Source organism: Arthrobacter sp. M71 S08 (assembly GCF_059089725.1).
Genome location: NZ_JBNHEY010000006.1, coordinates 46,459 through 62,127, shown reverse-complemented (window position 1 = coordinate 62,127; position 15,669 = coordinate 46,459). Strand labels below are relative to the sequence as shown.

Annotated in this window: 14 protein-coding genes; 5 read left to right on the top strand and 9 right to left on the bottom strand. The window is 62.7% G+C overall.

All coding sequences use genetic code 11. From position 1 onward, the window contains the following. Window positions 1–4: 4 nt before the first annotated feature. From AC5RTB_RS12820 to dinB, 6 genes are all read right to left on the bottom strand, one after another. Window positions 5–1,795, bottom strand: a complete 1,791-nt coding sequence (locus tag AC5RTB_RS12820; protein WP_494061457.1) for a peptidoglycan D,D-transpeptidase FtsI family protein — start codon at window positions 1,793–1,795, stop codon at window positions 5–7. 36 nt (window positions 1,796–1,831) lie between these two features. Next, the gene (gene ftsL / locus AC5RTB_RS12815; protein ID WP_494061456.1) at window positions 1,832–2,404 is read right to left on the bottom strand and encodes a cell division protein FtsL; all 573 of its coding nucleotides are present in this window, start codon (window positions 2,402–2,404) and stop codon (window positions 1,832–1,834) included. A gap of 101 nt (window positions 2,405–2,505) precedes the next feature. Then, window positions 2,506–3,495: a 16S rRNA (cytosine(1402)-N(4))-methyltransferase RsmH gene (gene rsmH, locus AC5RTB_RS12810; RefSeq protein WP_494061455.1), complete on the bottom strand. Its 990-nt coding sequence runs from the start codon at window positions 3,493–3,495 to the stop codon at window positions 2,506–2,508. A 214-nt stretch (window positions 3,496–3,709) separates the two neighbouring features. Then, on the bottom strand, window positions 3,710–4,141 hold the full coding sequence (mraZ, locus tag AC5RTB_RS12805) for a division/cell wall cluster transcriptional repressor MraZ (protein WP_494061454.1): 432 nt from the start codon (window positions 4,139–4,141) through the stop codon (window positions 3,710–3,712). 284 nt (window positions 4,142–4,425) lie between these two features. Beyond that, window positions 4,426–4,803, bottom strand: coding sequence for an SCO2097 family morphological protein (locus tag AC5RTB_RS12800; protein WP_494061453.1), 378 nt, complete (start codon window positions 4,801–4,803; stop codon window positions 4,426–4,428). Window positions 4,804–5,015: 212 nt separating this feature from the next. After that, the gene (gene dinB, locus AC5RTB_RS12795; protein WP_494061452.1) at window positions 5,016–6,260 is read right to left on the bottom strand and encodes a DNA polymerase IV; all 1,245 of its coding nucleotides are present in this window, start codon (window positions 6,258–6,260) and stop codon (window positions 5,016–5,018) included. A gap of 94 nt (window positions 6,261–6,354) precedes the next feature. Here dinB and AC5RTB_RS12790 point away from each other — a divergent pair, with 94 nt between their 5' ends. Continuing rightward, complete coding sequence (locus AC5RTB_RS12790; RefSeq protein ID WP_494061451.1) at window positions 6,355–7,464, top strand: polyprenyl synthetase family protein; 1,110 nt, start codon at window positions 6,355–6,357, stop codon at window positions 7,462–7,464. A gap of 11 nt (window positions 7,465–7,475) precedes the next feature. Here the strand turns inward: AC5RTB_RS12790 and AC5RTB_RS12785 are convergent, their stop codons facing one another. Continuing rightward, window positions 7,476–7,808 (bottom strand): Rv2175c family DNA-binding protein, encoded by a 333-nt coding sequence (locus AC5RTB_RS12785; protein ID WP_494061565.1) that lies wholly within the window; start codon window positions 7,806–7,808, stop codon window positions 7,476–7,478. Window positions 7,809–8,099: 291 nt separating this feature from the next. Between AC5RTB_RS12785 and AC5RTB_RS12780 the strand changes: the two genes are divergently transcribed. Continuing rightward, on the top strand, window positions 8,100–9,659 hold the full coding sequence (locus tag AC5RTB_RS12780) for a LysM peptidoglycan-binding domain-containing protein (RefSeq protein WP_494061450.1): 1,560 nt from the start codon (window positions 8,100–8,102) through the stop codon (window positions 9,657–9,659). 93 nt (window positions 9,660–9,752) lie between these two features. Next, window positions 9,753–11,864, top strand: coding sequence for a Stk1 family PASTA domain-containing Ser/Thr kinase (gene pknB, locus AC5RTB_RS12775; RefSeq protein WP_494061449.1), 2,112 nt, complete (start codon window positions 9,753–9,755; stop codon window positions 11,862–11,864). Between the two features lie 30 nt (window positions 11,865–11,894). Here pknB and AC5RTB_RS12770 read toward each other — a convergent pair whose 3' ends face one another. Together AC5RTB_RS12770 and AC5RTB_RS12765 are read right to left on the bottom strand one after the other, a co-directional pair. After that, window positions 11,895–13,265 (bottom strand): class II 3-deoxy-7-phosphoheptulonate synthase, encoded by a 1,371-nt coding sequence (locus tag AC5RTB_RS12770; protein ID WP_494061448.1) that lies wholly within the window; start codon window positions 13,263–13,265, stop codon window positions 11,895–11,897. A 64-nt stretch (window positions 13,266–13,329) separates the two neighbouring features. Next, window positions 13,330–14,286 carry a lysophospholipid acyltransferase family protein gene (locus AC5RTB_RS12765; RefSeq protein WP_494061447.1) on the bottom strand — a complete coding sequence of 319 codons (957 nt, stop codon included), beginning with the start codon at window positions 14,284–14,286 and terminating at the stop codon, window positions 13,330–13,332. Between the two features lie 153 nt (window positions 14,287–14,439). Between AC5RTB_RS12765 and AC5RTB_RS12760 the strand changes: the two genes are divergently transcribed. Beyond that, window positions 14,440–15,204: an alpha/beta hydrolase gene (locus AC5RTB_RS12760; protein ID WP_494061446.1), complete on the top strand. Its 765-nt coding sequence runs from the start codon at window positions 14,440–14,442 to the stop codon at window positions 15,202–15,204. Continuing rightward, window positions 15,201–15,659: a hypothetical protein gene (locus AC5RTB_RS12755; RefSeq protein ID WP_494061445.1), complete on the top strand. Its 459-nt coding sequence runs from the start codon at window positions 15,201–15,203 to the stop codon at window positions 15,657–15,659. Before AC5RTB_RS12760 ends, AC5RTB_RS12755 begins: the two co-directional genes overlap by 4 nt. The last annotated feature ends 10 nt before the right edge of the window (window positions 15,660–15,669 follow it).

Below are 15,669 nucleotides of genomic sequence, written 5' to 3'. Positions count from 1 at the left end.
CGGATCAGTACACAACCGGATAAGTCTTGGGCTTACCGGTTGAGGGCGGGACGTTGTTCGAATTGAGAACGTACTTCATGACCTTCTGGAAGGATTCCCCCGGAACCAGATAGTACAGGTCTCCCTGAGGCCGCTGCAGTGTCACGACCACGACATACTGCGGGTCCTCCATAGGCGCCATGCCGGCATAGGACAACGTATACCCGTCGTAGCCCCCCTGCGCGCCGGGTGCTTCTGCAGTACCCGTCTTCGACCCCACGCGGTATTCCTCGAGGGCACCGGATGCGCCGGATCCCTCCACCGTGACGGTCTCCAGCATGGTATGGAGTTCCTTGGCCGTATCCTCGGAGACGACCCGCGTGCCCTCAGCCTCGGGAACCTTGTGTTCTGTTCCGTCCGCGTCAATATAGGCATCAATGAGCCGCGGCTTCAGCCGCACTCCGTCGTTGGCGATCGCCTGGTACACCATGGCCGTGTGGAGCGCGGTCTGCGCCAGTCCTTGGCCGAAAAGCACAGTGTATTGTTGCCGTTCGTCCCAGGTGTCCGGAGTGGGCAGGATGCCTGCCGTTTCTCCATTGAGACCGACGTTGAGGGGTTCACCGATACCGAACTTCCGCAACCAGTCATACCGCTCCTGTCTGCTCAGCTGCTCGCCGATCATGACGGTTCCGGTGTTCATCGACTTCGCGAAGACTCCCGCCGCTGTCCGCTTTTCCGTCCCGTGCTCGAACGCGTCCTTGAAAGTCTGTCCGTCGACCGTGTAGGTGGGCGGGATCTCGAACCTGCTGGTCGGTTCGATGATCCCCTCCTCCAGCCCCGCGGCCATGGTGATCAGCTTCGTCGTGGAGCCCGGTTCGAAGGACGACGTAACGGAGAGTGGTTTCCAGAACACGGGATCAGTGGCGGCATAGTCGTTTGGATCCGGCGACGTGGATTCAGCCATTGCCTTGATGGCGCCGGAACGGGCCTCGACAACGACAATGTTGCCCCATTCGGCGTTGTAGTCCTCTACCTGCGCTGCAATGGTCTGCTGCGCGAAAAACTGCAGGTCCTGATCGATCGTGAGCCGCACTGACTGACCGTCCTGTGCCGGCACATCTTCGTTGGTGGCGTACGGAATACGAATGCCGTCGCCGCCGATCTCGAAGGTCCGGCTGCCTGGTGTTCCGGTGAGTTTTTCGTCCTGGGTGAGTTCGATACCGCCCAGGGCGCGTCCGTCGCCGCTCATGAAACCGAGAATCGAGCCCGCAACCGCTCCTGAGGGGTAGGTGCGCAGGGTAGTGGGATCGGCGTACACGCCGGGCATTCCAACGGCAAGGGCCTTGTTTCTGACTTCAGGTGTCACGGAGCGAGCAACGAATGCGAAGGACGCATCGCCCAGGATGGAGGACTTGAGGGCCTGCACGTCCTGTCCGAGGATCGCGGAGAGCTCTTGGAAGCCTTGCTCCATAGGGACGTCCTGGACCCGTTTACCGGTCTCAGGATCGTAGCGATCGAAGGTCTCACCGCCGCTGAGCCTCTGATCCACCACAATGTCGAAGCGCTGCACCGTGTGCGCCAGCTCGTTGCCCTCGTCATCCAGAATGCTTCCGCGCAGAGCCGGCACCTGCTGGGTCACCAGGCGCTTGTTCAGACCTGCCTGAGCCATTCCGTCAAAGTCGAGGCCCTGAACCTGAAAAAGGCGAACGCCGAGGACCATCAGCAGAATCAGTACGAATGCCAGCCCGACCCTGAGCCTGGCTGCCCCGAGCGCGACCCGTCGTGTTTCCTGCTGGGGGTTGTCGGCTGGTGCCACCGTGGTTCCTTGCTGGGTCGGTTGAGTGTGGGTCTCTTACTGTCCGGGAGCGGCCTGCGTGGGTGCCGGGATCGTTCCGCCGTTCGGAATCTCTGCCGGTGCCGGCGCTTCGGCAGCGCCAGGTGCGTCAGCCCTGGATTCCGCGGCGGATTCTACAGGCTCTGAAGCAGCGGGCACCGGAGCTTCAGTCGGCACGTTCACAGCGGGCGCCGGTACAAGAGCTGGCGGTGCATCGGACTCCTTGGCTGGTTCCGGGCTTCCGGTGACTGCCAACGAATCTACATCAACGGTTCCGAAAGTCGGGGAGGCGACCATGTCGAGTTCATGCGCCGCCGCCGCAAGGTTTTGCGGCGCCCTGAGGTTCTCAAGCTTTTGCGTCAGGGCCTGGTTCTTCTCAGCGAGGGCTACTTCCTCTCCGCGCATCGAAACCAGTTTGTACTGACTGCTCGACACGGAGATGTTGAGCATGAGGACAACAACCAGCGCGGCGATCAAAGCAGCCATCGAGAACACGGCGAATGGGACCCGGCCCCGCGTGGGAGCGGCGGGAACCACCGAGAGGGGGCTGCGGCGTCGCTCCCGCCCCGGTTGTACCTCAGGATTCGACACCGCCGGATGTTGGAGGGTGCGAGCGGTGTTTCCGGCTACCGCGCCCCTCGCTGCGTGAGCGCTGTGATGCACAGACGGCCTCTGCTGCACTGATTGGCTCATCATGCGTTCCTGTCTGTCGTGCTGGTTCTAGTACGTTCCACGGCCCGGAGCTTGGCCGACGCGGCCCGTGGGTTGTCGGCAGTTTCCTGGTCGGTGGGAGCTTCGGTGCCCTTGGTGAGGGTCTTGAGATATGGCTTGTGTTCTTCGAGCTCCACGGGAAATCCGACCGGTGCAGACGATCGCGTTCCAGCCGTGAAGGCCGCTTTCACGATCTTGTCCTCGAGGGAGTGGTAGGACATCACGACCACTCTCCCGTGAACGCCGATGGAGTCCAGTGCGGCCGGAATGGCGCGGGTGAGCACGGAGAGTTCCTCGTTGACCTCGATACGGAGTGCCTGGAAAGTGCGCTTCGCCGGGTGTCCCCCGGTTCTGGCGGCACCCGCGGGGACTACCGAGCGAATCACGTCGACGAGTTCGCCGGTGGTCGTGAACGGTTTGTCCTGCCGCGCAGAGGTGATTGCCGACGCGATGCGTCCTGCGAACTTCTCCTCGCCCCAGGTCCGGATGATCCGCCGAAGCTCGTCCTCGGAATAGGTGTTCACGACGTCCGCGGCGCTCTGCCCCGTGCTGGTGTCCATCCTCATGTCGAGGGGCGCGTCGTAGGAATATGCGAAGCCGCGCTCACGCTCATCAAGCTGCATGGAGGAAACACCCAGATCGAAGAGCACACCGTGCACCCGGTCAATGCCGAGGTCCTCGAGCACCGAGGGAATTTCGTCGTAGACGGCGTGCACGAGGTCCGTGCGGCTTTGATACGGTGCGAGTCGCTCTCCGGCGAGTCGCAGAGCCTGCTGGTCGCGGTCTATTCCCACGAGGTGGAGCCCGCTGAACCGTTGCAGCAGCGCTTCGGAATGGCCACCCATGCCGAGGGTGGCATCGACGACGACGGCGCCCTCGCCGGCAGCTTCGATGGCGGGAGCGAGGAGATTGATGCACCGACCCAGCAGAACGGGAACGTGCCGTTCCTCGGTGGGACGCTCCTCCCCCATACGCCCGCTCCTTCCTGCTGACTCGTTCAGGCTGCACCTGTGTGTGAACGTTGTGTTGGTTCTTCGATCAGATCCCCATCCGCTCCTGGCCTCCGCCTGCCTGACTCCGGGGAAGGTGAGTCAGGTAGTCGTCCGCTGGGCGGCTGGAGGTCTCATCCAAGATCCTCCGGCAACTCAGTAATGCTGCGTTGTCGTTCGTGGCTGGCAATCACTGTCAGATGATCCCCGGCAGTGCATCTTCGTCAGTTTCGGAGAAGGCGGTTTCCTTCTCTTCGAGATAGTCATTCCAGGCGGTTGCGTCCCAGATCTCAGCACGGCTTCCCGCTCCGATTACTGCGAGCTCCCTATCCAGCCCCGCGTAGGTGCGCAGCGCCTGCGGAATGGTCACCCTTCCCTGCTTGTCCGGCACTTCGTCTGAAGCGCCGGACAGGAAAACGCGAATGTAGTCCCGCGCCTGACGCGATGAGATTGGCGCCTCACGCATCTGCTCATGAACCTTCTCGAACTCCCGCTGACTAAAAACGTAGATGCAGCGCTCCTGCCCCCTGGTCAGAACCAAACCGTCGCTCAGCTCGTCTCGGAACTTCGCCGGAAGGATCAACCGCCCCTTCTCATCCAGCCGTGGCGAGTGTGTTCCGAGGAACATCTGCCACCGCCTGTCTGTTCGGGGAGGGCCAAGCGCAACCACTACGCTCTTATATCCACCACTTTACTCCACAATCCTCCCCCGTCAATGCGAAACCGTCCCCGCCGCTCCCCTTTCGCGATCGAAAGCGGCTCGCTGGAGCGGAATGAGGAGCGTGGAGGGCGGTGGAGGAAAAATTCAGCACGCAGAACCCTTCGCAACCCGAAAAGCGCGTGTGCACACGTTAAAGGCCACAGGGCCCGCCTCTCGGCGGGCCCTGTGGGGGAAAGTGGAGGGAGTGGGGGCTAGGGTTGATCCCGTTTACGCTCGTCCCACTTTTCTTCGAGAGTGCTGAGGAAACCGCCGCGCGGCGGACTGGACGCCTTGGTCGCTTTGCCGGAGCCTGACGTCGATCCTTCGAGCTTTGTTTTAGTGGTGGCGTAGTACACACCCGCGCCCATGACGAGGAATCCAAGCACTCCGACAGGAATGAACTGGTTCCAGATTCCCAAAAGCAGCACGGCGAGACCCGCGATGGTTACAAGCGATCCGATCACGATGCGACGCGTAGACATTGAGCGGTTACTGCTCGACGCCATGGAGTGTGCAAACTTGGGATCGTCGGCATGAAGCTGTTGTTCCAATTGATCAAGCAGTCGCTGCTCGTGCTCCGAGAGTGCCATCACTGCCTCCTTGCTACTGATACCGAATCCCGTTAATCCAACAACGAACTCAGCCGGGAACTAGTTCCCGGCTGCCGCCGCCGCGGATATGCTGCAGCTTGCTGATTTGGGCGGGTCAACACCTGGTCGAATCCCTACTAATAAGGATAGTTTGCATTGAGGCCTAGGGAAAGCCACAGTAAGGCAACGGAGGCCCTGCCAGCTACGGAATATCACTCCTGCGACGCCTGCTTCGACTGGTGTCCCTCCCCCGTGGCGGACGGGGGCTTCAGCAACCGGGCAGGCATGACCATTGACGCCCCGAATCTCACGTTCACCTTGTCGAGGGCCTGCTCTGCGAGGCGCCAGTTGTCGTCCTGGCGGTCGATCGTCAGCTGATGCGAACTGCCGGCTGCTCCCTCGAGGCGCTCTGCGCGGATTCCGATGAGACGCACGCTGAGCGGGCGCTCTCCCACTGATTCCAGGAGCTGGCACGCCGCCGTGTACAGCGCATGAGCACTGTCAGTCGGCTCGGGAAGGCGGCGCGAGCGTGTCAGCGTAGAGAAGTCCGCGTAGCGAAGCTTCAGCGACACCCCGGCGGCGCGCAGCTGCGCTGACCGCAGTCGGAATGCCGTGCGGTGCGCAAGGCGAAGCAACTCGGCATGAAGAGTGTCGTCGTCAGCGACATCGGATGCGAAAGTCTCCTCGGCACCAATGCTCTTCTCCTGCCTGCTGACTGTGACCGGACGGGGGTCCTTTCCCCAGGCCAGCCGGTGGACGTGGGCACCGCTTGCACCCAGTGTCCGCTGCAGCACCGCCACGGGCGTACGTGCAACATCCTCAACTGTCCTTATTCCCAACCGCGCGAGGACTTCCTGGGTCTTGGCGCCTACTCCCCAGAGTGCCGATACGGGGAGGGTGTGCAGGTACTCAACCGTTCGTGCGGCGGGGATCAGTAACAGCCCGTCCGGTTTGGCGCGCGTGGACGCGATCTTAGCCACGAACTTGGTGGAGGCTATACCCACGCTGGCCGTAATCCCGAGCTCACGGTGAATCGTTGTTCGGATCAGCTCACCGATAGCCCTGGGGGATCCAAGGCGGCGCAGAGACCCTGCGACGTCGAGGAAAGCTTCATCAACGCTCAGCTGTTCGACAAGTGGGGTGATGGTACCGAAGATCCTCATGACCGAGGCCGACACCTCGGCATACCGGTCATGATGCGGTTCGAGGATCACTGCGTGGGGGCAGAGCCGCATGGCGGTCGCCATGGGCATTGCCGACCGGACCCCAAACCGCCGAGCCTCGTAGGAAGCCGACAGCACAACAGATCGGCCTGAAGGCGAGCCGGCGATCACCGCCCTGCCGCGCAGGTCCGGTCGGGACAGCAGCTCCACCGATACATAGAAGGCGTCCATGTCCACGTGGAGGATTGTGCAGTCCGCGTCCTCGATTCCCGCGAGGTCGGAACGGACGGACATGTTGTCCATTCTAGTGCCGGGCACCGTCAATACCGGCGGCCAGCCCGGCCCGCCATTCCGGAAGGAGGCGGTTGCGAACGCCTAGACTGGGCGTATGACTGACGGTATTGCTGCTCCTTCCACCCACGTACAGGATGAGCAGGATCACTTCCGTGAGTCGCTCTCTGGAGCTACCCGGAGCTTCCTTTCCACCCAGCGCGCCGTTCTCGAGACAGTGTCCGCGGACAGCGCAGTGCTCGTTGATGCGATAGAACGACTGGTGGCCGGGGGCAAGAAGATGCGCCCCCTGCTGTGCTATTGGGGCTGGCGGGGAGCTGGCGGAGCAACGGACGACGCCGGCGTCGTCATTGCCGGAATGTCATTGGAGCTCTTCCAGGCGGCTGCCCTGATGCATGACGACATCATCGACCGCTCCGATCTCAGGCGGGGCGCGCCCAGCGTGCACAAACAGTTTGAGCGCCGCCATGACGAAGGCAGCTGGCATCTCGACGCGGAACGCTTCGGGGCAGGCGCAGCGATTCTGGCCGGCGACATGTGCCTGTCACTCAGCGAAGAGGCATTTGCTTCCATCTCGGGGGTACCGGAAAGGATCAGCAGCGCACGAGCCATCTTCAACCGAATGCGCACCGAAGTCATGGCAGGCCAGTATCTGGATCTGCTGGAGGAAGCGGTTGGACCGGATCGCGAGCCCCGCGACGCGGCTCAGCGCGCGCTCAGCATCGTGCGGTTCAAGTCAGCCAAGTACTCCACGGAGCACCCGCTGTGCATCGGCGGCGCTCTCGCCGGCGCATCACCGTCGACGCTCGCCGGCTATTCGTCCTTCGCACTACCCCTGGGAGAGGCTTTCCAACTGAGGGACGATCTACTGGGCGTCTATGGCGATCCTGTGCTCACGGGGAAGCCTGCCGGTGACGATCTCCGGGAGGGCAAACGCACGGTTCTGATTGCCAAGGCCCTCCAGGCCGGAAGTACAAGCCAGAACAGCGCCCTCAACGCGGGTCTCGGGCGTGAGGGACTGAGCGAGGACGAAGTCCTGCACCTGCGAAGCATCATCGATGCAACGGGTGCACGCGATGAAGTGGAAGACCTCATCGCGGAACGTGCCCGCGCAAGCTATGAGGCCCTGGAATCGCTCTCCCTGGATTCACACTGCAGGGAGGCGCTCTCGACCCTTGCCGATGCCGCGGTCACCCGGGTTGCCTGACGGAAGTACGGTCACCACGCCATAGCTTGGGCACGACGGCGGATCTCGGTCTTGCGCCCGGCCTTCAGCGCGTCAATGGGCCGGCCGGGAAGGGACTCGTCTTCAGTGAAGAGCCAGCGGATGATCTCTTCATCCGAAAAACCTGAGTCGCCAAGGACAGCGACGGTTCCCTTGAGGCTTTCGAGCACGCGCCCATCAGTGATGAATTCAGCGGGCACCGATCGGATCCCGCGATCAGTGACGCGCACCGACACCAGGGAACGCTCGTTGATCAGCCCGTGGACCTTGGTGATGGACAGATCGAGCGCTTCCGCGACGTCGGGAAGGGTGAGCCAATCGCCCACGAGGTTCTTCAGTGTATTCACGCCTTAAGGGTGCCATGCCTACCGGCCCCAACTCCACTCAGCGGCTGCCCTGACCCTCACACGTCCGACACGCCAATCCTGCGTAAATACTGAGGTTTTTCGAACTGTTATGGTAAGCGACTCATAGTGTAGATTCACATGAGTCACACAGGTAACAGTAACAACTTGTGTATCAACTGCACCATGGGTCTCGGGGATAACGGCGGCATTTGCTGCGCTCCTTGCCCTGCCACGCGGGGAACGCCCGCCAACACAGATTGAGGACAGACAATGACCGCCCAGCGCCCGTCATCGCCGCTGAACGTGCCAGCCACCCGTACAGAGCCTTTCAGGAACCGCGGAATCGGTATCGCGGTCTCTTCTGCCGCAATCCCCGCCGTCGTACTCTCCTCGCTTGCCCTGGCATCTCCCGCCGCGGCAGCGCCGGCCTCGAGCCATCCCGCCTACCAGCCGTTGAAGACCATCCCGGCTGCCGCTGCTTCTACCCCCACCATCATCCCCGCCGCCCTGGTGGCGACGCAGATACCCCGCGTTGTGCCCATGCAGAGCTCACCTGCAACGTATGTTGTCCGTGCAGGTGACACCATCAGCGGCATCGCCGCACGGCACGGGCTGAACATGAACGCGGTTCTAGCAGCAAATGGTTTGAAGGCCAGTTCGGTCATCTACCCCGGCCAGAAGATCAAGCTCTCCGGTTCGGCGTCCGGCGCTGCCCCGGCCAAGCAGGCTGCTCCCGCGAAGCAGCAGTCGTCCGCCACGTACACGGTGAAGTCCGGTGACACGCTCGGAGCGATCGCAGCCCGCCATGGAATCAGCCTTTCAGCAGTGCTGAAGGCTAACGGACTGTCGACGTCTTCCATCATTTATCCCGGCCAGAAAATCAAGCTCTCGGGCTCTTCGACAACACCGGCGCCTAAGCCCGCAGCACCCAAACCATCCACCCCGTCCTCGTCCTCGTCCTCGTCGGCAACGTATGTCGTCAAGCCTGGCGACACTCTGGGGGGAATCGCCGCCCGCCACAAGGTGAATCTTGGGTCCATCCTCTCGGCGAATGGGTTCTCGATGACCTCGGTCATCTACCCGGGCCAGAAGATCAAGCTGGGCGGCGGTTCGAACACTGCCGTCCAGACACCCGCGGCACCGAAGCCGTCCACCCCGTCGGCCGGGGGCACGTACACCATCAAGGCGGGCGACACACTGGGTGCTATTGCGGCCAGGCACGGCGTCAGCCTCAATGCGCTGCTCTCCGCCAACAAACTCACCGCAAGCACGATCATTTATCCCGGCAAGAAGCTCACCATTCCCGGCGGGTCGAAGGCGACGTCGGAGAAGAAGCCTGCCGACCTCGTACCATCGACCTTCCTGCACTACACGTACCCCGATGCAGTGGTGGCTGAAGCCAACAAAAACAAGCACACGCTGAACAACCTGCCGGCACCTTCACAGGCGGAGATGAAGGCGATCGTCGCGGACACTGCGCGCAAGATGGGAGTTGATCCAAGCCTGGCGCTCGCGTTCTCCTACCAGGAATCGGGATTCAACCAGCGGGCGGTCTCTCCGGCCAATGCGATCGGTGCCATGCAGGTCATTCCGATGTCCGGTCAGTGGGCCTCCGAGCTTGTGGGCCGGAAGCTGAACCTGCTTGACCCCTATGACAATGCAACCGCAGGTGTCGCGATCATCAAGGCTCTCATCCAATCAAGCCCCAACCTTGACACGGCCATCGCGTCCTACTATCAGGGTCAGTACTCCGTGAAGACGCACGGCATGTTCGCAGATACCAAGAACTACGTCGCAGCTATCAAAGCGCACCAGAAGAACTTCCGCTAAACGCACCGTCCTCGCTGCGCCTGAACAGCGGCCGATGCCCCACCGACCTGTGTTGGTGCGGGGGTCGGCCGCTGTTTCACTTAGTATCGAAGGGTGCGCGAGCGGCCGAAAGACTCACTGGTGGACACCGTTGTGGACGGGCGTTACCACGTTCGTTCGCGGTTGGCGCGCGGCGGCATGTCGACCGTTTACCTCGCAACCGACCAGCGGCTTGAACGGGATGTCGCGCTCAAGGTGCTCTACCCGCATCTTGCTGAGGACCAGCGTTTCCTGGAACGGTTCGAGCGCGAGGCCAAGTCCGCCGCAAGGCTCTCCCACCCCCATGTCGTAGGGGTGTTGGATCAGGGCGTGGAGGATGGGACCGACCACGGAGTCGCCTATCTGGTCATGGAATATGTACCCGGCAAGACGCTCCGCGATCTCCTGAGCGAACGTGGTCGCCTGACGCCGCGTCAGGCACTCGCCATGCTCGATCCAGTGATCGAGGGATTGGGTGCGGCGCATGACGCCGGGCTTATCCACCGGGACGTGAAGCCCGAGAATGTGCTGCTCGCCGAACGGGGGAGGATCAAGATCGCCGATTTCGGGCTGGCGCGTGCAGCCTCCGTCGGAACCAATACCGGCACGCTGGTGGGTACGGCCGCGTATCTGCCCCCGGAACTGGTGACGGGTGAGGCCGCGGACGCCCGCAGTGATATCTACTCGGTCGGCATCATGCTGTTCGAACTCCTCACTGGTACGCAGCCGTACCACGGCGAAGCACCCATACAGATTGCATTCCAGCACGTTAACTCACGGGTCCCGGCGCCCTCCACCGTTGTGCCGGGACTGGCCGAAGATCTCGATGAACTGGTGCTCTGGTGCACCGCCGTCGATCCGGAAGAACGCCCCATAGACGGAAACGCGCTTCTTGGCGAAGTGCGCCATATCCGCACCACGCTCAGTGACGCCGAGCTCGACTTCGGCCGCGAACACCAGCTCCCCACGCCTGCCGGCAGCACACGCTCAAACTCATCCGACGACGACGGCGGCGGCCCCACGGAAGTGATCGCCACGCCCTTCCCTGACACGGAGGCAGCGGGAACGCACCCCCATCCAACGGAGGTCATCGGTGACCGGGGTTCCCCCACCACCGCGCTGGGCATCGGTTCCAACCCCACCGCCGTTCTTCGCTCCACCCCGGTTGCGGGATCGATGCCGGAGCGGCAACTGGACGCCGCCGCACGCGAGAAACTCGCAGCCCGGGATTTCAAGACTTACCGGAAAGAGCAGGCAAAGGCTGCGCAGCGGCCGGAAAAGACCCTGCGGCCAGGGAACGGGCGCCGCCGGAATGCTCTCCTCATCATCCTTCTGACCCTCCTTGCCCTTCTGGCCGCCGCGGCCGGCTGGTTCTTCGGCGTGGGACCGGGTGCCCTCGTGGCTGTTCCGGATGTCTCCAGCAGACCGGTGAGCTCCGCGGAGGCACTCCTCACGCAGGTCGGACTATCGTCGAGCGCAGAACAGATTCACTCCGATTCCGTCGCCGAGGGACTTGTCATCGCAAGTGATCCCGGGGCCTCCACTCCCGTTCGGCCGTGGGAGGAAATACAGTTACTCGTGTCCCTCGGGCCTGAACTTTTCGCTGTACCCGCGGTTTCTGGTCTTGCCGAGGCAACAGCGGCGGCCACTCTCGTTGCAGCCGGTTTTGATGTGGAAGAGGTAACGCGCCAGTTCAGCGACTCCGTCGCCGAAGGCGAAGTCATCGCCACTGCGCCTGCGGTCGGTGAACCGGTACCGGCGGGGACGCCCGTAATCCTGGTGGTTTCACAGGGCCCTGAGCCGGTCACGGTTCCCCCGGTCCTGGGGCTCCCTAAGGACGAAGCTGTCAGCGCAGTGGAGGCTGCCGGGCTTACTGCCATTACTGCGCCCGAGCCGGTCAACGACGTCGAGGTACCAGCCGGGTCAGTCCTCGCGCAGAGCCCTGAAAACGGGCAGCTGCGGCCGGACGAGGCGGTCACACTGACCATCTCCGCCGGACCTCGCATCCTTCCGGTGCCGGACGTATTTTCCGACCCGGAAACATCGGCCATCGCCGAGCTGGAAGCGGCCGGTTTCACCGTTGAAGTCGACTACGCGTTCGGACGGCCCGTGCTGGGACTCATTGCCGGGCAGAACCTGACAGGCGAACATCCCGAGGGGTCAACGGTCACCATCACGGTGACCTGACAGCCATCGGAAGCGACCGGTGTACCCCGTTCAGCGCCGTGAGAGCGCGCCGGCCACGAGGAAGGCCATCTCCAGTGACTGCATGTGGTTCAGACGGGGATCACATACTGACTCATAGCGGTCCAGGAAGGCTTCCTGATCGATCGGGTCCGCTCCGCCGAGGCACTCAGCGACGTCGTCACCGGTCATTTCAACGTGAAGCCCACCGGGGAACGTGCCCAATTCATTGTGCACCTCGAAGAATCCGCGCACTTCGTCCATGACGTCGTCGAAATTACGGGTCTTGTACCCGTTCGGAGAAGTGACGGTATTACCGTGCATCGGGTCAGTCACCCAGAGGACCTGCGCACCGGAGTCGGTCACCCGCGATACCAGCTTTGGCAGCTTTTCCCGGATGTTCTTCGCACCCATGCGGGTAATGAATGTCAGGCGCCCGGGCTCCCGGTTCGGATCGAGCTTGTCGATCAGGGCCAGGGCATCATCCGGCGAGGTGCCCGGACCGAGCTTCACGCCGATCGGGTTCCGGACGCGTGAAAGAAAATCGATGTGGGCGCCGTCGATGTCACGGGTACGCTCGCCGATCCACAGGAAGTGTGCGGAGGTGTCGTAAGGCAGGCCCGTCCGCGAGTCAGTGCGCGTCAGCGCGCGCTCGTACTCGAGCAGCAGCGCCTCGTGGCTGGCGAAGAACTCGACGCGCGTCAGGGCATCGAAGTCTGCCCCGCACGCTTCCATGAAACGGACAGCGCGGTCGATCTCGCGTGCAAGCGATTCGTAGCGTGAGTGGGCCGGGTTGGCCGTGAAACCCTTGTTCCAGTGATGGACGAGGCGAAGATCCGCGAAACCGCCCTGAGTGAACGCGCGGATGAGGTTCAGCGTGGACGCGGAGGTGTGGTAGGCGCGCACCATCCGGGATGCGTCGTGTCCACGGCTTTCCGGAGTGAACTCATACCCGTTCACCATGTCACCGCGGTACGCGGGCAGTGTCACGCCTTCACGCGTTTCGTCATTCGATGAGCGCGGCTTGGCAAACTGGCCGGCCATGCGGCCCATCTTGATCACGGGAAGGGAGGCACCGTAGGTGAGCACTACCGCCATCTGCAGGATGGTCTTCACACGGGCGCTGATCTTGTCAGCAGTGGCGCCGTCGAACGTTTCTGCGCAGTCGCCTCCCTGGAGGAGGAATGCCTTACCCTGCGCGGCGGCAGCAAGCCTTTCGCGGAGCACATCCACCTCGCCGGCGAATACCAACGGCGGGAGCATCGAAAGCTCCGCCATAGCAGACCGGTGCACCGCTGCATCCTGCCAGCTGGGCTGCTGCGAGATTGCCAGCTCCCGCCAGTTGTCCAGCCCCTGATCGGGTACTGCTGAATGGGGAGCGGAGGTCAAGGTTGTTTCGGTCACCACTTAAGCGTAATGGCTCCACAGGACGACGACAGACTCCTCTGTCATTCAGCGGCCCGTTGCGTCACACAGCATGGCTGCTGGGATCGCCGTCATGCTTCGCCCTGGACTTTTTGGGGCGGGCAGGAGATCTCGCCCCATCCTCGTCGGCTTCGACCGGCTCACGCCCGACAGTGCGGACTTCGCCCGGCAAGGGACTGTCAACGCTCGGGGGCAGGGATGTGTCCGATGACGGCGGTACAGCATTCGCCGGTATGGAACCTCCCAGCCGAACGGCAGCCTGACGGGTCGGATCAGCGGGCCGCTCGACCTTTTTCCCTGTCTTTTTGCCTGCCGTCTTGGCACCCGCCAGACGTTCCTTCACGCTGCTGGCATAGACATCCACGTACTCCTGGCCGGACAGCCTCATCAGCGCGTACATGATCTCATCGGTCACGGAGCGCTGGACGAAGCGGTCGTCGCCCATTCCGGCGTAGCGGCTGAAGTCCATCGGCTCACCGACGATGATGCCGACGCGTCGGATGTTCGGGATCCGCCTGCCGATGGGCTGCACCTTGTCAGTGCCGATCATGGCTACCGGAATGACCGGCACTCCGGTTGCGAGAATCAGTTTCGCCACGCCGGTTTTGCCGCGGTACAGCCGGCCGTCGGGGCTTCGCGTCCCCTCGGGGTAGATGCCCAGCACACCGCCGGACTTCAGAACCGCTTCACCCGCGGAGAGCGAGGTTGCCGAAGCAGCACCGCCGGAACGGTCCATGGGCAACTGGTTGGAGAGCCTGAAAAATGTTGCGGTCAACTTTCCCTTCAGGCCCTTACCGGTGAAGTACTCCGATTTGGCGAGGAAAACCACGGGACGCGGCACAGCAAGGGGGAGAAATATGGAATCCGAGAAGGACAGGTGGTTGCTCACGATCACAGCTGCACCGGTTGCCGGAATGTTGTCCAGGCCCTTGACCCACGGCCTGAACAGGAGATTCACAAGAGGACCAATAAAGATCCGCTTCATGATCCAGTAGAACACTCTGCCAGCCTTCCTGCGTGGATGTTCCGATTATCTGGAAACAGGCAAAAACCATGCGTTCCGCTAACGGGCTTCTTGGAACACTACTCTAAGGGCGGACGGTGTGCGGGATCTCACTGGCAGTGTGCCGAACGCGGTGACACCATTGAAACCATGACGGCTGATCCCGCTCTTGCAGCGTTCACCTCCAACGGTTCGGGTAGCCGCGCGCGGGTTGGTGTGGTCCTCAGTCATGGCTTCACCGGCTCGCCGGCAAGCATGATCGAGTGGGCGCGGTACCTCGCGGACCAGGGTTTCGCGGTGCGGCTGCCGTTGCTTGCAGGTCACGGCACCACATGGCAGGAGCTAGCGAGGACGCCGTGGCAGCACTGGTACACGGGAGTCGAAACCGCCTACCAGGAGCTCGCCCGTGACACGGACGCGGTGGTAATGGCAGGGCTGTCGATGGGCGGTGCGCTTGCTCTTCGGCTCGCCGCGCTGGAACCGGTGGCCGGCGTCGTCGTCGTCAATCCGGGTCTCACCATGGCTGATCCTCGCGCCCGCTATGTGGGCGTATTGAAGTATCTGCTCAAGTCTGTGCCGGCGATCGGCAATGACATCCGTAAAGAGGGCATGGACGAGCGGGCCTACACCCGCACGCCGGTTGCGGCCGTCCACCAGCTTGTACAGCTCTTCCGTGATACCACCGACCGCCTCCCGCAGGTCACGGCGCCCACGCTGGTGTTCCGTTCAAATACCGACCGGATCGTGCCGGAGAGCAGCCTCGAAGTTCTCCAGCGGCGCATAGGGAGTGCAGACTTGGAGATAATACGGTTGGAGAACAGTTATCACGTGGCCACCATGGACCACGACCAGGAGCTTATCTTCGAGCGCTCCGCAGCATTCATCGAGCACGTGACGGCAGGAACCACCGCATGAGTCCCCGAGCACAGGACCCCAACGAGTCCACTGACGACGCCGTTTGGCGGGACCTCGTCGCACGTCTGGAAGAAACGCCCAGCAGCGAACTGGCCGAGCGGCAGTCATCCGACCCTGCGTCCTCGGACGAGGAACGGGTGCGAGCCATTTTCGAGGGCCAACCCGCACAGGTTTCCGCAGGCCCACGAGACTACTCAGCACCCGAGGACGAGGATGACGAGGTCTACGAGCCTCCCGAGCCTCCCCCGCTGGGGGTGGGTGATCCGCTCGTGGTGCTTGCCTGGCTGGGAGCGGCAGGTGGTCCCGTCGTGCTGCTGCTGATCGCGATGTTCTGGCGCGCGGCGTCCACCACAGTAATGCTGGGCATTGTCGCCATCTTCATCGCGAGCGTGACCTTCCTGATTTTCCGTCTCCCGAAGACACGCGATTACGGCGACGACGGCGCGGAAGTCTGACTTCCTGCCG